Consider the following 21922-nt stretch of genomic DNA (forward strand, 5'->3'; position numbering starts at 1 on the left):
CTTCGCTCCTCGTTGAGTGCAGGCGGGTCGCACAGGCAGGGACCTGTGCGGCATCGTCAGGCTAGCAGTGTTTACTGTTAACAGTCAACGCGCAGTCGGCGATGGCGGCGGACGACCGCTCAGGACCGGCGCTGCTCGAGCTCGTTGAGCATCCGATCGCGGGCGCCGTCGAGATGATCGGTGAGCACCTTCGCGGCCTGTTCGGTGCTGCCGCTGCGCATGACGTCCATGAGCTTGACGTGATCGCCGGAGGACTCGTGCAGGTCCTCGTCGTGATTGATCGTGACCTCGAGCAGTGCCGCGAAGGTCGGCAGGTACTGACTCCACGCGCCCTCCAGACGCGGATGGTCGGCGAGCGCGTAGATCTGCGAGTGGAAGTCGAGGTCTGCCGCCACGAAGGCGGCGTGATCTCCGGCATCCGCCGCTTCTCCCATGCGGCCCACCGCCGCAGCCATGCCTGTCCAGCGCGCCGGATCCTCGACGCGCATGGCCCGCGAGAGGGCGAGCTGCTCGAGTGCGCCGCGCAGGCTGTAGAGCTGATCGACGTCGTCCCGGCTCAGTCCGACGATGTAGACGCCGCGCGGGCGCTGCACCTCGACGAGCTTCTCGAAGCTCAACTGGGTCAGGGCATCGCGCACGGGTCCGCGACTGACGGCGAACTCGTCGGCGAGCGCCTCCTCGGTGATGCGCTCACCCGGCGCGATTTCTCCACGGACGATCCGGTGCCGCAGCACGCGCGCAATCTGGGCGCCGAGCGACTCGCCGCGCTTCACTGTCTGGGTCACCGTGACCTCCCTGTCGACTGTCAACAGAATACACGGCTCGTCGAAACGGGTCCGACCACCCGAGACGGGTCGTGGCACGGCCTGTATCAGCTGACAGGACCTGTTTCGGTCAGTCCTCGTCGGCGCGCGGCGCAGGACGCCAGAGCACGACTTCCGTCGAACGGCGGATGCGGCGGCCACCGGTGACGGGGACGACCCCGGTCGCGCCGGCGGCGAAGACGCGCATGCCGGGGCGATTCTGCCGCTCGGCGCGCAGCGCGCCCTCGAGTTCGCGAACCTGGCGACGCAGTATCCGCACCTCGTCCTCCAGATCGAGCAGCCGCGCGATCGCCGGCAGGCTCATGCCCTCGCCGGAGAGTCGCGCCACCTCGCGGAGCTGTTCGATGTGGTGTGCCGAGTATCGACGGGATCCTCCGCGCGTACGACCGGGGACGACGAGGCCGATCCGGTCGTACTGTCGCAGCGTCTGCGGATGCATGCCCGCGAGCTCGGCCGCGACGGTGATCGCGAAGACGGGGGCATCCTCATCGTCAACCACAGCACTCGCCTCCTCGCGCCGAGCCTCGGATCAGGAGATGCGCCGAGATCAGGAGCATCCGCGAGGAATCCTCCTGATCTCGGGCGAGTCTCCTGATCTCGGGCGCGATCATCATCACGCGCGCGCCTTGGCCATCAGCTCAGCGCGCGGGTTCTCCTTCGGCTCCACGGCGGCGAACGCCTCGAGCGCGGAACGCGCGGCATCGTCGAGGTGCGCCGGCACCGCGACCTGGAGCTCGGCGAGCAGGTCTCCCGTGCCCTTCGAGCTCTTCACGCCTCGCCCCTTGACGCGCAGCACGCGCCCCGACGGCGTTCCCGGTGCGACGCGCAGCTTGACGACATCGCCGCCGAGCGTCGGCACCTCGATCGTTGCACCGAGCGTCGCCTCGGTGAACTTCACCGGAACGGTCAGCCGCAGGTTCAGGCCATCACGGGTGAAGACCGGATGCGGACGCACCGTGATCGACACGACGATGTCGCCGTTCTCGCCGCCGTCGGGCGAGGGGCGCCCGCGGCCGCGCAGACGGATCTTCTGCCCGTCCTTGACACCGGCGGGGATCTTCACCTTGAACGGCTTGCCGTCTTCGCCCTGCAGGGTGATCGTCTCGCCCTGCACGGCCGTGGCGAAGTCGAGCGTCGTGCGCGCGGTGACATCGGCGCCCTTCTGCGGGCCGCCGAACCCGCGGAACCCGCCGCTCGTCTGCCCGAAACGGCCGGAGCCGAACGAACCGCCCTGGCCCTGATTGAACATCGCGAAGATGTCCTCGAAGTCCGCGCTCTGGCCGCGTCCGCCCTGGCCGAAGCGGCTGAAGACGTCCTCGAAGCCGCCTGCGCCGGTGCCGCCGGCGGTGAAACGCGCACCCGAGCCCATGGCCCGGATCTCGTCGTATTCCGCACGCTGCTCCGGATCGGAGAGAACCGAGTAGGCCTCGCTGATCTCCTTGAACTTCGCCTCGGCCGCAGCGTCGCCCTGATTGGAGTCGGGGTGATACTTGCGCGCCAGCTTGCGGTACGTCTTCTTCAGGTCCGAATCGCTGACATCCTTGGCGACGCCGAGCGTCTTGTAGAAGTCCTTGTCGAACCAATCCTGACTGGCCATCGATCACCTACTCCGCTGGAACGGCGACGACGACCTTCGCAGGACGCAGTTCGACATCGCCCAGGCGGTAGCCGACCTCGACCACCTCGAGGATCGTGGACTTCTCGGCACCCGGGGTCGGCTGCTGGAAGATCGCCTCGTGCTGCTGCGGGTCGAATTCCTCGCCCGCCTCGCCGTACGAGACCACGCCCAGACGCTCCACGACGGCGCGCACCTTCTCGCCGATCACGTAGAAAGGCGTGCCCTCGACCAGGTCGCCGTGCTGCGTGGCACGGTCGAGGTCGTCGAGCACGGGCAGCAGGCCCTTGGCGGCCTCGCCCTTGGCGCGGGCGATCTCGATGTGCCGCTGCTCCTCCGTCCGGCGACGGTAGTTCGCGTACTCCGCCTGCAGACGCTTGAGGTCGGTCAGCAGCGCATTCTCGGCATCAGCGAGCGAGGCGTCGTCAGAGGCTGCTGCCTCATCTGTCTGCCCCGCGTTCAGGATGTCGTCGACCGTGAGGTCGCTATCCGATCCCTCGGCAGCCTTCGCCTCGGCGGAGGCCGGGTTCTGCCCGGTTCCGGCGTTCTCCTGCGGCGCGGGGCCGGATGCCGCAGCATCCGACCCCGCGTCCTCAGGAACTTCTTCGAAGTTCTTGTCCGTCATGGTTACTTCTTCTCGTCCTCGTCGTCGATGACCTCGGCGTCGACGACATCCTCGTCGGAGGATGCGTCGCCCGCAGGAGCCTCGCCCTCAGCGGATGCGCCGGCCGCGGCATCCGCCTGTGACTGCGCATAGATCGCCTCGCCGAGCTTGCTCTGCGACTCGTTCAGCTTGTCGAGAGCGGTCTTGACCGCGTCGTCGTCATCGCCGGCCAGAGCCGTCTTCAGAGCGTCGACGTCGGCCTGGACCTCGTCCTTGACCTCGGCGGGGAGCTTGTCCTCGTTTTCCTTGATCAGCTTCTCGATCGAGTAGGAGAGGGTCTCGGCCTGGTTGCGCTGCTCGAGGGCCTCGGCACGCTTCTTGTCCTCAGCGGCGTTCTCCTCGGCCTCGCGGACCATCCGGTCGATGTCTTCCTTCGACAGCGACGAGCCGCCGGTGATGGTCATCGACTGCTCCTTGCCGGTGCCCTTGTCCTTGGCGGACACGTGCACGATGCCGTTCGCGTCGATGTCGAACGTGACCTCGATCTGCGGCAGACCGCGGGGAGCCGGCGCGATGCCGGTCAGCTCGAAGGTGCCCAGCGGCTTGTTGTCGCGGGTGAACTCGCGCTCGCCCTGGAAGACCTGGATCGCGACGGACGGCTGGTTGTCGTCGGCCGTGGTGAAGGTCTCGCTGCGCTTGGTCGGGATGGCCGTGTTGCGCTCGATGAGCTTGGTCATCCGGCCGCCCTTGGTCTCGATGCCGAGGCTCAGCGGGGTGACGTCGATCAGCAGCACGTCCTTGCGCTCGCCCTTGAGGACACCGGCCTGGAGTGCGGCGCCGACGGCGACGACCTCATCCGGGTTGACGCCCTTGTTGGCTTCCTTGCCGGTCTCGCGCTTGACGAGCTCGGCGACGGCGGGCATGCGGGTCGAGCCACCGACGAGCACGACGTGGTCGATGTCGGAGACCTTGACGTTCGCCTCGCGGATGACGTCCTCGAACGGCTTCTTCGTGCGGTCGAGCAGGTCCTTGGTGAGGTCCTCGAACTTCGCGCGGGTGATCGTCTCGGACAGCGACACCGGGCCCGACTCGGTGAGCGACAGGTAGGGCAGGTTGATGGAGGTGCTGGTCGAGCTCGACAGCTCCTTCTTCGCCTGCTCCGCGGCCTCCTTCAGACGCTGCAGGGCGATCTTGTCGCCCGACACGTCGACGCCGCTGGTCTCCTTGAACTGCTTGATCAGGTGATCGACCAGGCGCTGGTCCCAGTCGTCACCGCCGAGGCGGTTGTCACCGGCCGTCGAACGGACCTGGATCGTCGAGAAGTCGTCGTCCTTGCCCACCTCGAGCAGCGAGACGTCGAACGTTCCGCCACCGAGGTCGAAGACGAGGATGAGCTCGTCCTCCTTGCCCTTGTCGAGGCCGTAGGCGAGGGCCGCGGCTGTGGGCTCGTTGATGATGCGCAGGACATTCAGGCCCGCGATCTCGCCGGCCTCCTTGGTGGCCTGGCGCTCGGCGTCGTTGAAGTACGCGGGGACGGTGATGACGGCATCCGTCACCGTGTCGCCCAGGTACGACTCGGCGTCGCGCTTGAGCTTCATGAGGATGCGCGCGGAGATCTCCTGCGGCGTCCACTTCTTGCCGTCGACGTCGAAGGTCCAGTCGGTGCCCATGTGTCGCTTGACGGATGCAACGGTGCGGTCGACGTTGGTGACGGCCTGGCGCTTGGCGGTCTCGCCGACGAGCACCTCGCCGTCCTTGGTGAATGCGACCACCGAGGGGGTCGTGCGGAAGCCCTCGGCGTTGGCGATGACCTTAGGCTCGCCACCCTCGAGGACGCTGACGACGGAGTTCGTCGTTCCGAGGTCGATTCCAACAGCACGTGCCATGTGATTCTCCTTCTGGTCGGAAGTACGTGGATGAAGTTCAGGGCAACTCAGAAACCTGAGCCGCGATGGCTCAACTGTACTCCCGCCCCTTCGCGGTGTCAAGTGAACTTGATATGAATTGGCTCAACTTTGACTCCGCGCGGTGGGCGGGAATCATTTCCCGCCGGGGGGCCCCGCGATCAGGAGGATCACATACAGCGCCACGACGGCGACCGCGATGAGCGCGACGAGCACCCACGCGCGATTGAGGAACCAGCGCATCGTCCGGTCGTACCAGGTGCGGTCCTGCGGGTGGTCGCTCGCCTCGAGCCGCCACGGGCCGGTCAACCGCCCGGTGCGGTGCAGCCAGATCTCCATCGGAATCGTCGCGTACGGCACGATCGCACTGACGACGGCGAGGATGCCGACGCCGATCGACCAGCGCTGGTTGAAGGCGACGAGGATCGCGGTCGCGCCGTAGGAGAGGAACACGAACCCGTGGATGCCGCCGGCGATTGTCACCACGATTCCCGGAGCTCCGACAGCCCGGGCGATGAGCGCCGAGATCAGCAAAGTCCACGTGATCGCCTCGGCGACGGCGAGGACTCGGTACAGGCGGGCGGGGGTTCTGAACATCGCGCTCCTCGTTCGTCGGCGGTGTGTTCCACGCTACCCGGAGCATCGCCTCGGATGCGCTGCATGGGCGTCACGGGGCGACGAGGATGCGCACGGTCGTTGTCACGCTTCCACGGTCGCAGGGGCAGAGGAGATGCACCCGACGGAGCACCCGCGTCCTCAGGCCGATCCACACGGACTGGGGGCAGCGAGGCGCCGTCGGCGCGCCGCTACCCGCTGTTCACCGGCCCCCGCCAGACTTCGAACATGACCGATGAGCACGCCGAGCCTGCGGATACGCCGGTCACCACGGCCGCGATGACCGCTTTCGGCCGCGAGCACGAGGGCGCGCCGCAGGCCACGCGCAAGCAGGTCGTCTCGTGGGCGATGTGGGACTGGGCGATGCAGCCGTTCAACACCGTCATCCTGACCTTCGTCTGGATCGCGCTTTACCTGACGTCGCGGATGTTCCTCGACGAGGACGTCCGCGCATCCGGGCAGCTCGCCGACGGCAGCTACATGAACTGCAACCAGGCCGAGTACATCGGATCCGACTACTGCCGGGGCCTCACCGACCTGTCGGCCTGGTGGGGTTGGGCGAACTTCGCCGCCGGCATCGTGATCCTCGTGCTGGCGCCGGTGCTCGGTCAGCAGGCTGACGCCCGCGGCAACAAGAAGAAGTGGGTGATCGGCGCGACGATCGGCGTCGCCCTGCTGCAGTTCGCGCTGTTCTTCGTCGAGGCCGATCCGCGGTACTTCTGGTTCGGCGCCTTCGCCGTCGCGATCGCCGCCGTGGTCAGCGAGATCGGCAATGTCAGCTACTACGCGATGCTCTCGGAGGTGTCGACGCCGAAGAACGTCGGGCGCATCTCGGGTCTCGGCTGGGGCCTCGGCTACATCGGCGGCGTGGTCGCCCTGATCGTCTGCATCCCGGTGCTGTTCATCGTCGGCCAGAGCGACCCGCTGTCGTTCAAGCTCGTCGCCGTCATCTGCGCGGTGTGGACGATCGTGTTCTCGATCCCGATGTTCCGCAACGTTCCGGAGTCGCCCGCGCACGGAACCTCGCAGAAGGTCGGCTTCTTCCGCTCCTACGTCGTGCTGGGGCAGAACATCGCGAAGCTGTTCCGCACCAACCGCTCGACGTTCTGGTTCATGCTGTCGGCGGCCGTCTACCGCGACGGCCTGGCCGGGGTGTTCGCCTTCGGCGCCGTGCTCGCAGCGCAAGGGTTCGGCTTCTCGTTCCTCGAGGTCATCGTCTTCGGCCTCGCCGCGAACCTCGTCGCCGGCGTTTCGACGCTGCTCGCCGGGCGCCTCGACGACAGGATCGGACCGCGTCGCCTCATCGTCATCGCCCTCTCGGGCCTCGTCGCCATGGCGTTCGTCGTTTACGCGCTCAAGGATCTCGGAACCATCGTTTTCTGGATCTGCGGCCTGCTGCTGTGCGCATTCGTCGGGCCGACGCAGGCGGCCAGCCGCAGTCTGCTCACGCGTTTGACGCCGCCGAGCCAGCAGGGCGAGATCTTCGGACTGTATGCGACGACGGGGCGCGTGGCGTCGTTCCTCTCGCCTCTGGCCTGGTCGCTGTTCCTCATGTGGTTCGGCGGGATCGTCTACGGAGTGCTCGGGATCGGGCTGATCCTGCTCATCGGCCTCGTGCTGCTGCTGTTCGTGCGGTTCCCGAAGGACGTCGGGGTCTGAGCCCTCAGTCCCAGTTGTCGGCGAGCTTGCCGAGCAGTCGGGCGAGCTCTGCCTTCTCCGCTTCGGTGAACGACTCGAGGGCCTTGCTCAGCACCTGACGGCGTTCACCGCGCATGCCCTTGGCGATGCGGCGCCCGTCGTCGGTCAGGGCGATGCGGGTGCGGCGCGCGTCTTCGGGATCGGCTTCGCGCTGGACGAGTCCGCGCTGGACCGCCTGCTGCACGAGGCGCGACGCCCGGGGCTGATCGACGCCGATCGCCTCGCCGATCTCGCTGACGCTGAGCGGTTCGGATGCCGTAGCCAGAGCATCCAGCATGCGGAACAGCGCGGGGCCTCCGCCCATGCGTCCGCCGGGGCCGCCCCACGGTGGCCCACCGAACGGCGGCGCACCGTGGTGTCCGTGGTCGTGGCCGTGCGGGCCGTGCTCGCCGAACGTACCGCCGTGGCCGCGTCCTCGCGGGCCGGAGGATCGGCGCCCGCGCAGGCGCGAGAGGGCGTGTGCGATGGCTTCGGCAGGGTCCGGGTTGTCGGTGCTCACATCTGTGATATTACATGCGACTTGACATGCATTCGCATTGCATGTCACACTACATATACATGCACAGTTACAAGCAAAGGATTCCCCCATGAACACCACTGAGAACAACGAACAGAACCTCCGTCCGTTCGGCTATTGGCTGAAGGCCGTCGACCGCCTCATGGCCGCCGAGTTCGCCACTGCCTTCGAGTCGTTCAGCATCACCCGTCGCGACTGGCGGATGCTGAACCGCATCGACCGAACCGTCTCCGACGGCCAGCCGATCCCGGCGCACAAGATGGGCCGGCTTCTCGAGCTCGGCTGGGTGACGGATGCCGATGGCACCTGGAACCTCACGGACGAGGGCCGCGAGGCGAAGGAGCGCCTCGGCGCGATCGTCGACGGCATCCGGGCGAAGGTCAGCGAAGCGGTTCCCGCTGAGGACCTCGCCACCGCCCTTGCCACGCTCGAGCAGATCGCTCGCGCGTTCGGCTGGGACGAGAACACTCCGTTGCCCCGGGGGCGCGGACGTGACCGCGGACACCGCCACGGGCGCCGTGGTTTCGGTCCTGGTTTCGGCCCCGCGTTCGGTCCGCGCGGATTCCGACGCGGCTTCGGCCGCGGATTCGGTCCGCGCGATGCCGAGCATGCTCACGGCGAGCACGGCTTCGACGGACACGGCTTCGACGGACACGACGAGTGCCGCCACGGCGAGCACGCGTTCGCGCACGACGCCGAGCACGGCCGCCACCCGCACCCGGGTCACGGCCCGCACGGTCACGGCTACAAGCGCCACGGCCAGGGCCGCGCGCGCGTCGCACGGTTCGTGCAGGGCGCCTACGAACGCGGCTTCGACGCCGGGTTCAGCCGCGGTCGCGACGACCGCTGAATCCGCTCCATGAAAGCAGGGTTTCCGGGCTCACGGTGCATCGCCGGCCCGGAAACCCTTCTTTCAACCCGTGCGACCGGACGCGGTCGCGGACGAGGTCAGCCGCTGAGGCCGAGGAAGGCCATCAGGCCGATCGCGCCGAGGAACAGCACCGCGAGGCCGCCGTAGATCGCGACGGTCCAGCCGCGATAGCTGTTGCCCTCTGTTCCGCCCGCGGCCGGGCTGGGGACGTCGTTCCGGGTCGCCTCGTCACGCTCGGTCGCCGCCCGGGATGCGGCCGCCCTCGTCTGGGCCTTCTCGGCCGCGGTCGGCAGCACACCCTCGTGCTTGTGCGACGACGCCGTCGTCCACGTGTCGTTCGGCGCCCAGGTGCGGCGCCTGCGCAGTCCTGGGGCAGCATCCGGATCCGCCGGCTCGGCGTCCTCCGTCGAGGACGGCGGGATGACGGGTTCCGGGATGGGAGGCGGCGGCGCCGCCTCGAACTCAGGCGGCGGCGGGACTTCGAAACCCTCGATGGCCGCTTCCGCGTCGGGGGTGGCGACGGTCTCGGGCGCCGGGACGGCGTAAGGATCCACGGCACCGGATGCCACCGGTGGCGCTGGCGGCTCCGCGGCCGCAGCGGCTGCGTCCGAGGAGGGAGCCGCTGACGCGGCATCCGTCGTCGGGTCTGGAACGTTCTCGGTTTCGTCGCCGGTCACGCCTCGATCCTACGGGCGCGGCGCGCCCGAGTCACGGTCAGCCGCCGAGGGATCCGGCGTCGATCGTGCCGACGTCGGTGCGGTGGAAGTTCTGGAACGAACGGGATGCCGTCGGCCCGCGCTGCCCCTGGTAGCGGTTGCCGTACGGCCCGGAGCCGTAGGGATTCTCAGCGGCCGAGGTCAGCCGGAAGAAGCAGAGCTGACCGATCTTCATGCCGGGCCACAGTTTGATCGGCAGCGTCGCGACGTTCGCGAGTTCGAGCGTGACGTGCCCGGTGAAGCCGGGATCGATGAACCCCGCCGTGGAGTGCGTGATCAGGCCGAGGCGGCCGAGCGAGGACTTGCCCTCGAGCCGTGCTGCGATGTCGTCGGCGAGGCTGACCTGCTCGAAGGTGGCGCCGAGAGCGAACTCTCCGGGGTGCAGGATGAACGGCTCGTCCGGCTTGACCTCGATCAGGCGGGTGAGCTCGGGCTGGTCCTCGGCCGGGTCGATGAACGGATACTTGTGGTTGTCGAACAGACGGAAGTACCGGTCCAGGCGCACGTCGATGCTCGACGGCTGGATCATCTCCGGCTCATGCGGGCTCAGCCCGATCTTGCCGGATGCGAGTTCTGCCTTGATGTCGCGATCGCTGAGAAGCACGGGAATCAGCCTACTGGGATGCCGAAGGCTGAGCCTGTCGAGTGTCGGGCACGCCTCGTGCGTTTGTTATGCTGGCCAGACGCCGCAAGGCTCCGGGACTGTAGTTCAATGGTAGAACTTCTGCTTCCCAAGCAGACAGCGCGGGTTCGATTCCCGTCAGTCCCTCGACGCACCGCCGTCACTCCGCCGCGACCTCGACGAGCTCACGGCTGACCGATGCGAGATCCCGCGCACCACCACGCCAGAGCGCTGTGATCGGGCGAGCGATCGGGAGCCCCTCCAGCGGCACCTCGACGAGTCGCCCGAGCCTGATGTCGTCGGCGACGGCGAGCGTGGACAGCACGGCAGGAGCGAGCCCTTCGGCTGCGGCCATGCGCACAGCAGCCGATGTCGGCAGCACGACGGCCGGCGCCACGGCATCCCGCCCGATGATCCTGCGCACCGCGTCCTCCCACGTCTGACGCGTGCCGCTGCCGGCCTCGCGGGCGACGAGTTCTGCGCCGGCGACCTCCTCGATCGGGATCGCCTGCCGCCGAGCCCACGGATGCGACGGCGCGACGACCAGAGTGAGCGCGTCCATGCGGACGGTCGTGCGGGAGAGCCCGGCAGGCACAGCGGACGACTCGATGAAGCCGAGGTCGGCCGTGCCTTCGCGGACCAGCGCCTCGACCTCGGTGCTGTTCGCCGTCAGTAACCGCACAGCGGTCGGTGCACGACCGGCGCGGACCTGTCGATCCCGCAGCGCGACGAGCCACTCAGGGATCATGTGGGCGGACACGGTCTGGCTCGCGGCGACCGTGAGCTCACGGCTGCTCTCGCCGCGCAGTGTCTCGACGCCCGCGCGGAAGCGCTCGGCCCCGGCCAGCACGTCCTCGGCCCAGGATGCGATGGTCTCCCCGCCCGCCGTGGGTGCGACTCCCCGCGGGGTGCGCAGCAGCAGCTCCATCCCGAGTTGGCGTTCGATGCCGCGCAGGCGCACCGACGCGGACTGCTGCGTGACCCCGCAGTCGCGCGCCGCTGCCGAGATGGATCCGCGGCGGACCGCCGCGACGAGCAGCTCGAGCGCCTCGATGTCCGGGACTCCCTGCATCACCCACCCCACAGTCTGATCGTGTACCCCTATCGAACCTAGACCCGTACCGCTGGGCCACCGCCTGCAGAAGAGTGGAACCGTGCAGTTCTCTCCCGCGTCCACCCTCCCCCGGCGTCTGACCTCGCGCGGCCTCGAGGTGCTCCCCGGCGTCCTGCTCACGGCGGCGATCGCCCTCGTCGCGACCGGAATCGGATCGGTGCTGCCGGTCCTCGGCTCCGCCGTCCCGGCGATCATCATCGGCGTGCTCCTCTCCCTCCTGCGACCACGAATCATGAGAACGCACGAGAAGACGGACGCCCGAATCCAGCCCGGCATCGCGTATTCGAGCAAGTTCCTGCTGCAGCTCGCGGTCGTCCTCCTCGGCGTGCAGCTCTCGCTCGGCAGCATCCTGCAGGTCGGCCTCGAGTCGCTGCCGATCATGCTGACGACGCTGACGGTCTGCCTGCTGGGCGCCTGGCTGATCGGACGGATGCTGCGCACCGAGCGCCGGCTCACCACCCTGATCGGCGTGGGAACGGGGATCTGCGGGGCATCCGCCATCGCCGCGATCTCCCCCGTCATCGGCGCCGCGAGCGCAGAGATCGCCTACGCGGTCTCGACGATCTTCCTGTTCAACATCCTCGCCGTCATCGTCTTCCCCGTGATCGGTCACGCCCTGAACCTCGACCCGCACACCTTCGGCCTGTTCGCGGGCACGGCCGTGAACGACACGAGTTCCGTTGTCGCCGCCGCCGGCGCGTACAGCACCGCCGCCCTCGGCTTCGCGGTCGTCGTCAAGCTCGTGCGGACCCTCATGATCATCCCGATCAGCGTCGGCCTCTCCGTGATGGAGGCCCGTCGTGACGGGAACGGACAGCGTCTGAACGGGAAGCGGATCGCGAAGCTCGTGCCGTGGTTCCTCATCGGGTTCATCGTCGTGGCCGTGATCAATTCGACAGGGCTCATACCGGATGCTCCGCGCGAGGTCCTCGTGACTCTCAGCGTCTTCCTCATCGCGATGGCGCTCGCGGGCATCGGCCTGTCTACCGACATCCCGGCGCTGCGGCGTGCGGGCTGGCGGCCACTCGCGCTCGGCGGCATCCTGTGGATGCTCGTCACCCTGACGGCGCTGGGCACGATCGCTGTCACCTCCTCCTTCGCGTGACGCGGCGCCTTCCGGCATCCGGGGCGGCGTGAGTGCATGGCCTGATGCCTCACGACGTCGTGAATCACCGGGCGTCCAGCGCCTCAAGGACAAGCTCGGCAGGCGACCGCCGAGGCCGCCTGGCATGCTCGCCACCGCTCGGCGTTCGGCCGGGTGCTCATCGACCAGCCCGCGATGACGGCATTCGACATCGAGCTCTCGCGCGCCGTCGGGGCGGACGCACAGTTGGATGCCTGGATCGAGCACACGCGCGGGCTCGCTCGGGAGGTGGCATCCGCCCCTGTTCCGGATGCTTCGGCGCGACGCCTCGTCACCACTCTCCTCGCCCTCGCGCTGCAGGGCTCGCTGCTCGTCCGGCACGCGCCGCATGCGGTGGCTGACGCGTGCTGCGGGACGCGGCTGTCAGGGGACGCGTTCGGAGGCGCGCTCGTGAGAGCGCCGGCTCTCACCGCTCTCGCAGCGCCCGCCCGATCCGTTCGATAGCCTCGCGCAGGATCGGCCGCGGCATCGCGAAAACGAACCGCGTGAATCCGATCGCCGCCTCGCCGCACGCAGCCCCGTCGGTCATCGCGACACCGGCGTGCTCGCGGAACCACGCGCCGAGATCGCCCGACAGTCCGGTCTCCCGGAAGTCGAGCAGCGCGATGTATGTCCCTTCCGGCATGCTCACGTGCACGCCCGGGAGATCCTCGACGAGCTCGGCCAGCAGCCGTCGGTTGCCGTCGAGGTACGAGACGACATCGTCGAGCCAGGCCTCACCCGCGGTGTACGCGGCGAGGTTCGCGACCGCGCCGAGCGTCGACGTGCCGTGGCCGGTCCAGCCGCCATCTGCCTCCCACTTCTCGAGCGACTCCGTGGCGGAGAAGATGATCTGCGCGCACTTGAGTCCGGCGAGGTTCCACGCCTTCGAGGCGGATGCCGCAGTCACCGTGTGCGCCGCCGCCGCGGGTGAGACCGACGCATAAGGGATGTGCGTCGCCGGAGCGTAGACGAGAGGGGCATGGATCTCGTCCGCGAAGACCCGGCCGCCGGCATCCGTCACGACCGCCGCCACCTGGACCAGTTCGTCGCGCGTCGCCACCGTGCCAAGCGGGTTGTGCGGGTTGCAGAGCACGAGCATCTCGCCGCCCGCGGCGAACGCCGCCGCGATGCCGTCCAGATCCATCACCCAGCGGTCTCCGTCACGGATGCTGGGCACCTCGATCACTCCGCGGCCATGCCGAGGCGGCACGGAGAGGAACGGCATGTATGCCGGAGTCGGCACGATGATCGCAGCATCCGGCGAGGTGAAGTTCTTGATCGTGAACTCGAGGGCCACGATGACATCCGGCACGAGACGCACCTGGTCGGGTGCGAGCGTCCAGCCGTGGCGCTCGGTGTAGCGCCGAGCCGTCGCCTCCCGCAACGCGGCGTCGAGATGCTGCGGAAGGTAGCCGGTCAGCCCCGCCGCGAGGGCCTCGTCGATCGCCGACGTGATGACCGGCGCGACGCCGAAGTCCATCTCGGCGACGAAGGCGCCGATCGTGTCGGGGAACATCGTCCACTTGAGACTTCCCGCGGCACGCAGGTCTGCAGAGGTGAGCTGGTCGAATGGATGCGAGAGCATCACTCCAGACAATACGAGTGCGGCCGACGGGTCAACCGTCGGCCGCACTCGGGGCATGTTCGGGATCAGACCGGCTCGGGCTTCTTCCCCGACGGGTCGGCCTCGGGATCGGCATCCCGTCGCTCGTTCTCCATCTCGGCGACGGCCGGGACGATGATCTCGAGCGGCATCGTGCTCGTGTCGAGAAGCTCGTTCTCGTCCTGCTCGGCGACGAGCTCCTTGGCCTCGGCCTTCGTCTCGACCGTCGGGAACGAGCCCAGCAGCGGACGCTTGGCCGTCTCCTTCATCGACAGCATCGCGATGCCGCCGAGAGCCGCGAAGAACATGATGTAGAACGCCGGCATGTAGGTGTTGCCGGTCAGATCGATCAGCGCCTGGCTGAACAGCGGCGTCGTTCCGCCGAACAGCGAGACGGCCAGGTTGTATGCGATCGCCATGGCGCCGAAGCGCGAGGCTGTCGGGAACAGCGCGGGCAGAGCGGATGCCGAGATCGCGACGTAGAACGCGACGGGGATCGCGACCATCGCCAGCGCCAGCATGACCGCCCACTCCTGGCCGATCTGCATGACCGTGAACGCGGGGATCATCAGCACGATCGTCGACACCACGGCGATGCCGTACACGGGCTTGCGGCCGATCTTGTCGGAGAGCTTTCCGATCAGCGGCAGGCAGGCGCTCATGACGATGAGCACCGGGACGGTGGCGATCGCGGCCATGAGGTTGGAGACACCGACCTCGGTCTCGAGGTACGTCGGCATGTAGCTCGTCAGCGCGTAGCCGGCCGTGTTCGTCGCCGACACCAGCGCGATGCCGATGAGGATGACGCGCCAGTGGTGACGGAAGATGCCGATGATGCCGAGGCGGCCCAGCGGGTCGCTGCCGTCCTCCGGGCGGGCGTCTTTCTCCTCGGCCTCGAAGGCGGGGGTCTCCGGGATCTTCATCCGGAACCAGATCGCCACCGCACCCAGCGGGATCGCGACGAGGAACGGGATGCGCCAGCCGTAGTCGACCATGGCGCCGGCGCCCGAGATGCCCTCCACGATCCAGGTCGTGATCGCGACGGTCGAGGCACCGGCGGCGAAGCCGACGTACGATCCGACGTCGAGGAACGACGACCAGTACCCGCGCGAGCGGTCGGGCGAGAACTCCGAGACGTACGTCGTCGCACCGGCGTATTCGCCGCCGGTCGAGAAGCCCTGCACCATCTTCAGGAAGTAGAGAGGCACGATCGCCCACAGGCCGATCGCCTCGGAGGTCGGCAGCAGACCGATGAGCGCGGTCGCGATCGCCATCATCGTCATCGTCAGGAACAGCACGCGCTGACGGCCGATCCTGTCGCCGAGCGGCCCCAGGATGAAGCCGCCGAGCGGACGCACGAGGAACGAGATCGCGAATCCGAGCAGCGTCAGCAGCAGGCCGAGCCCGCCAGGGGCATCCGACGTGAAGACGGCGGTGAGCGTGACGGCGAGGTATCCGTAGATTCCGAAGTCGAACCACTCCATGAAGTTGCCGACGACGGTTCCGGAGATCGCCGTGCGCAGCTTCGACTTCTTGACGACCAGGACGTCGTCGACCTCGAGCCTCCTGCGCTTCGTGACCGCTTTCTTTCGGCTGGACATTGAAATCACTCCCTTGGGCCGAATTTGAACGCCGTCAAACCTAACGGCCTGTTCTTGACGTCCTCGGAGGCGATTCGGCGTTCCGCGTGATATTGCGCGCGGGCGGGGCGCTCGGATTCGCGCACCCTGCTGCTGTGAGATTCTGAGAACAACCGAACAGCGCGACCTGGACGGAACGCCGCTGCGCAAGAGAGGGACACGGACATCTCGGACACTGGATCTCGCCGCGCCCTCGCGGCGATCATCGCCCTGTGCCTCGTCGCGACGCTGATGCGTCCGGCGGTCACGGCCGTCGGGCCCGTCATCGACCGCATTTCGGCGGACACCGGCGTCCCGCTGGCCCTGCTGGGCTCTCTGTCGACGATCGTGCTCATCACCTGGGCCATCGTCTCGCCGTTCGCGCACGGGTTCGGACGCAGACTGGGTCTCGGCGGAGCCTGCCTCGCGGGGCTCATGGTGTGGCCCGACGGCATCGGCCTGTGGGTCGTGCCGCTCGGCGTGTCCTCCGGGCTGTCGCTCGGCGTCTCGCTGACGCTGATCGCCGATCGTGCCCGCGACCATACCGCCTCGTCGGCGCTGTCGGGCATGTCGCAGTCGGTCGGCTACACGATCGAGGCGATCGGTCCCGCGCTGTTCGGCGCCGTGCACGCGGCGACCGGCAGCTGGACGCTGCCGCTGACCATCCTGCTGGTGAGCATGAGCGCGCAGACCGCCTTCGGCATCTTCGCCGGACGCGACCGGTTCGTGCTCGAGTCGCGCTCGTAGCTCGAGAATTGCTCTGCTCGGGGCGACCCCCCTCAGCGCTCGAGCACGACGGCGAGGCCTTGACCGACGCCGATGCAGATCGCGACGACGGCCACGCCTCCGCCGCGGCGGGCGAGTTCGTGGGCGGCGTGGCCGATGATGCGGCCGCCGGATGCGCCGAGCGGATGCCCGATCGCGAGTGCCCCGCCGTGGATGTTGAGCTTCTCGGGGTCCAACTCCGGCCACCCGCGCAGGCACGCGAGCGACTGTGACGCGAAGGCCTCGTTGAGTTCGACGAGGTCGACGTCGGCCCAGGTGCGTCCGGCCCGGGCGAGGGCCTTGTTCGCGGCCTCGATCGGCGCGGTCGGGAACTCGTCCGGGTCGACGCCGTGCGCGCCGCGGCCGGCGATCCGCGCCAGCGGTTCGATGTCGAGGGCGCCCTCGGCGCCCAGCAGCACGGCGGAAGCGCCGTCGTTGATCGACGACGAGTTCCCGGCGGTGACCGTGCCGTCCTCGGCGAACAACGCCTTCAGCCCGGCGAGCTTCTCGACGGTCGACCCGTCACGGATGCCCTCATCACGGGCGAGCTCGGCGCCCTGGACCTGGACGATCTCGCCGTCGTAGACCCCTGCCGCCCACGCGGCAGCGGCCAGCTCGTGCGAGCGGACGGCGAAGGCATCCTGATCTTCCCGGCTGATGCCCCACGTACTGGCGGTCTTCTCGGCAGCTTCGCCGTTCGAGATCGTCCAACCCGTCGGCAGGGCCCGGTTGGTCATGCGCCATCCGATCGCGGTGTTCCACATCGTCTGGTTTCCGGTCGCGGGGTACGGCTTCGCGGACTTCTCGACCACGAACGGCGCGCGGCTCATCGACTCCACGCCGCCGGCGAGGATGATCTCGGCATCCCCCGATTCGATCGCCCGCGACCCCTGGATCACCGCTTCGACGCTCGAGGCGCACAACCGGTTCACGGTCACACCGGTCACAGACGTCGGGAACCCGGCCAGCAGCGCGCCCATGCGGGCGACGTTGCGGTTGTCCTCGCCCGCCTGGTTCGCGTCGCCGAAGATCACGTCGTCGATGCGCGCGGCGTCGAGACCGGTGCGCAGGGCGGTAGCGCGCATGACGGTGGCGGCGAGGTCATCGGGACGGACGCCGGCGAGCGCACCGCCCGCACGACCGAACGGCGTCCGCACGGCGTCATAGATGTAGGTCTCGGCCACATGCTCACTCTAGGTCGCGGCTGGGCGCTGCGGGTTGGAACGCGGATTCAACGGACTGTAACAAACGGACGCCACCTGTTACACCCGAGCGACAGTGCGTACACACATTCGAAACACGCGTCCCGCACGATATCCATCAATGGATACATCACTGGCCACATCTTCGGATCCCGGCAGCGTAGATCGGCGCCCCGCCCGGATCCGCATCTACGAGCAGCTGCGCTCAGAGCTGCTCAGCGCCGTGTTCTCGCCCTTCCACCGGTTCACCGAGGAGAACGTCGCTGAACGCTTCGTCGTGTCCCGCACCCCGGTCCGCGACGCTCTGGCCCGGCTGGAGGCCGACGGCCTGCTGATCAAACGCGACGGAGCCCTCTTCCGCTACACCCCGACGCTCGAAGAATTCACGGATCTGTACGAGCTGCGCATCCTGCTCGAGGTGCAGGGAATAGATCGGGCACTGAACGACCCGACCGTGCACCACGACCGCGAGAGGATCACCGCCGAACAGCTCGTGTGGACGACTCGGCTCGAGCAGGGCGTCGCCCCCGACGCCGGCTTCGTGGACGCCGACGAGCAGTTCCACATCGCGCTGCTCCGGGCTGCCGGCAATCTCGAGCTCGTCAGCGCACTGGAGCGCGTCAACCGCCGCATCCGCCCCATCCGCATGCACGACTACCTGACCCAGGACCGCGTCGACGCGACGATCAGCGAGCACCTCGAGATCCTCGAGCTCGTGCTCACCGGTCGCCTGAGCGAAGCGCGGGACTTCCTGCGCACCCACGTCGGTCAGTCGCAGTCCATCGTTGAGGCGCGTGCCGCGCGCGCCATGCAGATCTCGCACATGACTCCCGGATTGGACCCGCACCTATGATCGATCTCACCGCCCCCGCCGCCGCAGCCGCCGACATCTCGGAGATCTTCTCGGCGATCGACGCCGCACCGGCATCCATTTGGATCACGGTGCGCGACGAGGCGGCAGTGCGCGCCGATGCGGATGCCGTCGCCGGGCGCGTCCGCGCCGGCGAGCACCTGCCGCTGGCCGGACTCGCCTTCGCCGTCAAGGACAACATCGATGTGGCGGGGCTCCCCACGACCGCGGGGCATCCCGCCTTCTCCCGGATCGCCGACCGCGACGCAACCGTCGTCGAGCGCCTGCTCTCCGCCGGAGCGATCCTCATCGGCAAGACCAACATGGATCAGTTCGCGACGGGACTGGTCGGCACGCGCAGCCCCTACGGGGTCGTGACCAGCTCCCTGGACCCCGAGCGCGTGGCCGGCGGCTCCAGCTCGGGCTCCGGGGCGGCCGTCGGACACGCGCTCGTGGACTTCTCACTCGGAACCGATACGGCGGGTTCCGGCCGTGTTCCCGCCGCATTCAACGGCATCCTCGGGATCAAGCCCACGCTGGGACTGCTCCCGCTCGACGGCGTCGTGCCGGCGTCACCCTCGTACGACACCGTCTCCGTGTTCGCAGCCGACCTGTCCATCGCCGCGCTGGTGATGCGCGAGGTCGTCGGCCCGTCGCCGAGCGACCCGAAGAGCCGCTCCTGGAGCGCCGCGGCCCGGCACGCCGCCCCTTCTCGCCCGACCATCGCCGTTCCGGATCGCACGAGTCTCGCCTCCCTCTCCCCTGCCGCGCTCTCCGCCTTCGACACGGCAATCGCCAGGCTCGAGGCTATGGGCGCGCAGGTGCGAACGATCGACCTCGCCCCGTTCCTGGCCACCGCCGCCCTGCTGTACGGCGGGGGCCTCGTGAGCGAGCGCGCCTGGTCGTATGGGGAGTTCCTGGCACAGCATCCGGAATCCGCCGACCCGTCCGTCGCGACGATTGCCACCGCCGCCATGACGGTGGAGGGCATCGCCGTCATCGACGCGCAGCAGGCGGTGGCCCGCGCAAAGCTGCACGCCGAGAACGTCCTCGCCGGAACGGACGCCCTGCTCATCCCGACGGCGCCGATCCATCCGACCGTGGCCGAGGTCGCAGCCGACCCGATCCGGGTCAACAGCACCGTGGGAACCTTCACGAACTTCGTCAATCTCATGGACATGGCCGCTGTCGCCGTGCCGCTGGGCCTGGTGCCGGGTGTCGGCGCGTTCGGCATCTCGTTCGTCGTCCCCGCCTTCCACGACCAGGTCGCCCTCGACCTCGCCGCCCGGTTCCTCGATGAGGCTCCCGTGACGACCGCCACCGGAGACACGGCTACGACCGGCTACGACATCGACGGCGTCGAGGTCGCCGTCTTCGGTGCGCATATGGCCGGCGAGCCGCTCAACCCGCAGCTGCAAGCGCTCGGTGCGCGCTTCGTCCGCAGCATCCGCACCGCAGCACACTTCCGGATGCTGCTGGTCGAGGGTGAGGTCGAGCGACCGGCCGTCGTCCGTTCGACGGACGGGGCGGAGCTCCCCGGGGAGCTGTGGCGGATGTCCCCGCTTGCCCTCTCATCCCTGCTGCAGAGCATCGCCGCCCCCCTCGCCCTCGGCGAGATCGAACTGGCCGACGGCAGCAGCACGATCGGTTTCACCGCATCCGTCGACCTGACCCAGCCCGACATCACCGAGTGCGGGGGATGGCGAGCCTTCCGCGCATCGTCCACCATCCCTGCCGCCGTCTGACCACCAGCACTGGAGAGATCACATGAAAATCCGCACATCCGCCCTCGCCCTCACCTCGGTCGCCGCGGCCGCGATCCTGCTCGCCGGATGCTCGGCGTCCTCGCCAGCCGACGCCTCCGGCGAATCCTCCGGGCAGACCATCACGATCGGCACTCTCCGCGCCCAGCCGCACCTGTTCAGCCCCTACTTCTACGAGCAGCTGGGCGACGACCTGGACTTCGAGATCGTGCTGTTCGACTCGTCCAGCGACATCAAGAACGCCATCGTGTCGGGGTCGATCGACTTCGGCGTCACCGGGGCTGCGGCTGTGATCACGGGCGTCGCCGAAGAACAGGACGTCCGCATCGTCGCCGCCGCAGCCGACGGCGGCACCCGCATCGTCGCCAACGAGTCGATCACGTCACCCGACGACCTCGTGGGCGCCAAGGTCGGATATCCGATGGGCGCGACGCAGGAGATCCTCCTCAAGCGCACCCTCGAGGCGGAGGGCATCGACCCGGCGACGGATGTCGAACTCGTGAACCTGCCGTTCAGCGATATGGCGACCGCCTATGCGTCGGGCCAGATCGACGCGTTCATCTCCGCCGAGATCGGACCCTCGATCGCCATCGAGGGCGGCGCTCACGAACTCCTGTCGGCGTACGACACGGCGATCGGGCGGACGAACATCGTGCTCGCCACGAGCGCCTCTCTCATCGAGTCCAACCCGGAGCTCGTGCAGAGCGTCGTCGACACCCACGTCGCTGCTGTCGAGCACATGGCTGAGGACACCGACGCCTGGGCGTCCGGTCTCGTCGAGGAGTTCGCCCTCGATCGCGCGATCGTAGACACCGCCATCGAGAACATCTGGCCGACATGGGAGCTGGATGCCGACTACTTGGACACCCTGCGCGCGATGAGCGAGGAGATGCTCGAGTTCGATCAGATCTCGACCGCCGTCGACCAGTCCCTGCTCACCGACACGTCGTTCGTCGACGCCGCCGAGTGAGACCAGAGGAGAGGGCATCATGACCACGACGATCGCCACGACCCGCGAAACACCCCCACCGGATGTCACCGCGCAAGCGACCCAGGGCGCGATCGCGGCTCCGCAGCGGCGCCGGAAGCCGAGAAGATTTTCGTGGGGGTGGGGTGTCGCCCTCCCCGTCCCCATCCTCATCCTCATCGGCTGGCATCTGGGCGTGCAGTACGGATGGACGCTGCCTTTCGACATCAAGATGGCGTTCCTGCCCACACCCGCCGAAGTGGCCGTACGCGGCGCCGACTTCGCCGTGGGCGGCATCCTCGATGACTCGTTCAGCGGCACACTGTGGACGCATCTGGGCGCCTCGACCGTACGCGTGCTGCAGGGGTTCGGTCTCGCCGTGCTCGTCGCCGTTCCGCTGGGCGTGCTGATGGGGCGCTCCCGGCTGCTGTTCCGGATGCTCGAACCGACCGTCAACCTCATCCGGCCGATCCCGGTCACGGCCTGGGCGCCGCTGACGCTGCTGATCATCGGGTTCGGCGACCGTTCCACCGTCTTCCTCGTTTTCATCGCCGCGGTCTTCCCCATCCTGCTGAACACGATCAGCGGAGTGCACCAGGTTCCCGGACGTCTTCTGGAAGCAGCGGCGATGCTGGGGACGCCGAAGTATCAGTCGCTTTACAAGGTCGTCCTCCCTGCTGCCGCACCGCAGATCATCAGCGGCATGAGGATCGCCATGGGGCTGTCGTGGGTCATCCTCGTCGTCGGCGAGACGGTGGGCATCAGCACCGGGCTGGGCGCACTGATCACGCAGGCCCGCGAGCAGTCGCGCACCGATCTCATCATCGTCGGCATGATCGTCATCGGCCTGGCCGGATTCATCGCCGACCGGCTGCTGTCGCTCGTGTTCACCATCGCCTTCGGGCGTCGACCGATCCAGAAGTGAGG

The 21922-nt window shown here is 68.3% G+C and carries 22 protein-coding genes and 1 tRNA gene; 10 read left to right on the top strand and 13 right to left on the bottom strand.

What is annotated here, in order from left to right; translation table 11 throughout:
• Nucleotides 1-119 precede the first annotated feature (119 nt).
• The 6 genes from KEC56_RS01830 to KEC56_RS01855 all read right to left on the bottom strand — a co-directional run bounded on the left by KEC56_RS01830 (nucleotide 120) and on the right by KEC56_RS01855 (nucleotide 5544).
• On the bottom strand, nucleotides 120-785 hold the full coding sequence (locus KEC56_RS01830; RefSeq protein ID WP_175988541.1) for a GntR family transcriptional regulator: 666 nt from the start codon (nucleotides 783-785) through the stop codon (nucleotides 120-122).
• A 109-nt stretch (nucleotides 786-894) separates the two neighbouring features.
• A complete protein-coding gene (locus KEC56_RS01835; protein WP_175988543.1) occupies nucleotides 895-1323 on the bottom strand; it encodes a heat shock protein transcriptional repressor HspR in 429 nt (142 codons plus the stop codon).
• A gap of 114 nt (nucleotides 1324-1437) precedes the next feature.
• Nucleotides 1438-2421, bottom strand: coding sequence for a DnaJ C-terminal domain-containing protein (locus KEC56_RS01840; protein WP_175988545.1), 984 nt, complete (start codon nucleotides 2419-2421; stop codon nucleotides 1438-1440).
• A gap of 7 nt (nucleotides 2422-2428) precedes the next feature.
• Nucleotides 2429-3064: a nucleotide exchange factor GrpE gene (locus KEC56_RS01845; RefSeq protein WP_175988547.1), complete on the bottom strand. Its 636-nt coding sequence runs from the start codon at nucleotides 3062-3064 to the stop codon at nucleotides 2429-2431.
• A gap of 2 nt (nucleotides 3065-3066) precedes the next feature.
• Nucleotides 3067-4929 carry a molecular chaperone DnaK gene (gene dnaK / locus KEC56_RS01850; protein ID WP_175988549.1) on the bottom strand — a complete coding sequence of 621 codons (1863 nt, stop codon included), beginning with the start codon at nucleotides 4927-4929 and terminating at the stop codon, nucleotides 3067-3069.
• Between the two features lie 153 nt (nucleotides 4930-5082).
• Nucleotides 5083-5544: a DUF3817 domain-containing protein gene (locus KEC56_RS01855; protein ID WP_227529580.1), complete on the bottom strand. Its 462-nt coding sequence runs from the start codon at nucleotides 5542-5544 to the stop codon at nucleotides 5083-5085.
• Between the two features lie 246 nt (nucleotides 5545-5790).
• Between KEC56_RS01855 and KEC56_RS01860 the strand changes: the two genes are divergently transcribed.
• Nucleotides 5791-7221 carry an MFS transporter gene (locus KEC56_RS01860; RefSeq protein WP_227529581.1) on the top strand — a complete coding sequence of 477 codons (1431 nt, stop codon included), beginning with the start codon at nucleotides 5791-5793 and terminating at the stop codon, nucleotides 7219-7221.
• A gap of 4 nt (nucleotides 7222-7225) precedes the next feature.
• Here KEC56_RS01860 and KEC56_RS01865 read toward each other — a convergent pair whose 3' ends face one another.
• Nucleotides 7226-7759: a MarR family winged helix-turn-helix transcriptional regulator gene (locus KEC56_RS01865; protein ID WP_227529582.1), complete on the bottom strand. Its 534-nt coding sequence runs from the start codon at nucleotides 7757-7759 to the stop codon at nucleotides 7226-7228.
• 88 nt (nucleotides 7760-7847) lie between these two features.
• On the opposite strand from KEC56_RS01865, the gene KEC56_RS01870 reads away from it, so the two are divergent.
• Nucleotides 7848-8627, top strand: coding sequence for a winged helix DNA-binding protein (locus tag KEC56_RS01870; protein ID WP_227529583.1), 780 nt, complete (start codon nucleotides 7848-7850; stop codon nucleotides 8625-8627).
• Between the two features lie 98 nt (nucleotides 8628-8725).
• Here KEC56_RS01870 and KEC56_RS01875 read toward each other — a convergent pair whose 3' ends face one another.
• Both KEC56_RS01875 and dcd read right to left on the bottom strand, forming a co-directional pair.
• Entirely contained in the window at nucleotides 8726-9325 is a 600-nt protein-coding gene (locus KEC56_RS01875; protein ID WP_227529584.1) for a hypothetical protein, read from the bottom strand.
• A gap of 37 nt (nucleotides 9326-9362) precedes the next feature.
• Nucleotides 9363-9968, bottom strand: coding sequence for a dCTP deaminase (gene dcd, locus KEC56_RS01880; protein WP_175988558.1), 606 nt, complete (start codon nucleotides 9966-9968; stop codon nucleotides 9363-9365).
• Nucleotides 9969-10062: 94 nt separating this feature from the next.
• Between dcd and KEC56_RS01885 the strand changes: the two genes are divergently transcribed.
• Nucleotides 10063-10133 (top strand) — tRNA-Gly (locus tag KEC56_RS01885).
• 13 nt (nucleotides 10134-10146) lie between these two features.
• Here the strand turns inward: KEC56_RS01885 and KEC56_RS01890 are convergent.
• Nucleotides 10147-11058 (bottom strand): LysR family transcriptional regulator, encoded by a 912-nt coding sequence (locus KEC56_RS01890; RefSeq protein ID WP_227529585.1) that lies wholly within the window; start codon nucleotides 11056-11058, stop codon nucleotides 10147-10149.
• An 82-nt stretch (nucleotides 11059-11140) separates the two neighbouring features.
• On the opposite strand from KEC56_RS01890, the gene KEC56_RS01895 reads away from it, so the two are divergent.
• Both KEC56_RS01895 and KEC56_RS01900 read left to right on the top strand, forming a co-directional pair.
• On the top strand, nucleotides 11141-12205 hold the full coding sequence (locus KEC56_RS01895) for a YeiH family protein (protein ID WP_227529586.1): 1065 nt from the start codon (nucleotides 11141-11143) through the stop codon (nucleotides 12203-12205).
• Between the two features lie 174 nt (nucleotides 12206-12379).
• Nucleotides 12380-12688 (top strand): hypothetical protein, encoded by a 309-nt coding sequence (locus KEC56_RS01900; protein WP_227529587.1) that lies wholly within the window; start codon nucleotides 12380-12382, stop codon nucleotides 12686-12688.
• Here KEC56_RS01900 and KEC56_RS01905 read toward each other — a convergent pair.
• Together KEC56_RS01905 and KEC56_RS01910 are read right to left on the bottom strand one after the other, a co-directional pair.
• Complete coding sequence (locus tag KEC56_RS01905; RefSeq protein WP_227529588.1) at nucleotides 12651-13811, bottom strand: MalY/PatB family protein; 1161 nt, start codon at nucleotides 13809-13811, stop codon at nucleotides 12651-12653. The genes KEC56_RS01900 and KEC56_RS01905 overlap by 38 nt on opposite strands.
• A 65-nt stretch (nucleotides 13812-13876) precedes the next feature.
• Entirely contained in the window at nucleotides 13877-15430 is a 1554-nt protein-coding gene (locus tag KEC56_RS01910) for an MFS transporter (RefSeq protein ID WP_175988972.1), read from the bottom strand.
• Between the two features lie 270 nt (nucleotides 15431-15700).
• Between KEC56_RS01910 and KEC56_RS01915 the strand changes: the two genes are divergently transcribed.
• On the top strand, nucleotides 15701-16195 hold the full coding sequence (locus tag KEC56_RS01915) for an MFS transporter (RefSeq protein WP_227529589.1): 495 nt from the start codon (nucleotides 15701-15703) through the stop codon (nucleotides 16193-16195).
• Nucleotides 16196-16227: 32 nt separating this feature from the next.
• Here KEC56_RS01915 and KEC56_RS01920 read toward each other — a convergent pair whose 3' ends face one another.
• On the bottom strand, nucleotides 16228-17397 hold the full coding sequence (locus tag KEC56_RS01920) for a thiolase family protein (protein ID WP_227529590.1): 1170 nt from the start codon (nucleotides 17395-17397) through the stop codon (nucleotides 16228-16230).
• Nucleotides 17398-17536: 139 nt separating this feature from the next.
• On the opposite strand from KEC56_RS01920, the gene KEC56_RS01925 reads away from it, so the two are divergent.
• From KEC56_RS01925 to KEC56_RS01940, 4 genes are read left to right on the top strand one after another with little or no spacing between them, the layout of a single operon-like run.
• Nucleotides 17537-18268: a GntR family transcriptional regulator gene (locus KEC56_RS01925; protein WP_227529591.1), complete on the top strand. Its 732-nt coding sequence runs from the start codon at nucleotides 17537-17539 to the stop codon at nucleotides 18266-18268.
• A complete protein-coding gene (gene atzF / locus KEC56_RS01930; RefSeq protein WP_227529592.1) occupies nucleotides 18265-20010 on the top strand; it encodes an allophanate hydrolase in 1746 nt (581 codons plus the stop codon). Before KEC56_RS01925 ends, atzF begins: the two co-directional genes overlap by 4 nt.
• Before the next feature lie 22 nt (nucleotides 20011-20032).
• Nucleotides 20033-20998 (top strand): ABC transporter substrate-binding protein, encoded by a 966-nt coding sequence (locus tag KEC56_RS01935; protein WP_227529593.1) that lies wholly within the window; start codon nucleotides 20033-20035, stop codon nucleotides 20996-20998.
• Between the two features lie 19 nt (nucleotides 20999-21017).
• A complete protein-coding gene (locus tag KEC56_RS01940; RefSeq protein ID WP_227529594.1) occupies nucleotides 21018-21920 on the top strand; it encodes an ABC transporter permease in 903 nt (300 codons plus the stop codon).
• The last annotated feature ends 2 nt before the right edge of the window (nucleotides 21921-21922 follow it).

Origin of the sequence: Microbacterium tenebrionis (assembly GCF_020682665.1) — a bacterium.
Lineage (GTDB): Bacteria > Actinomycetota > Actinomycetes > Actinomycetales > Microbacteriaceae > Microbacterium > Microbacterium tenebrionis.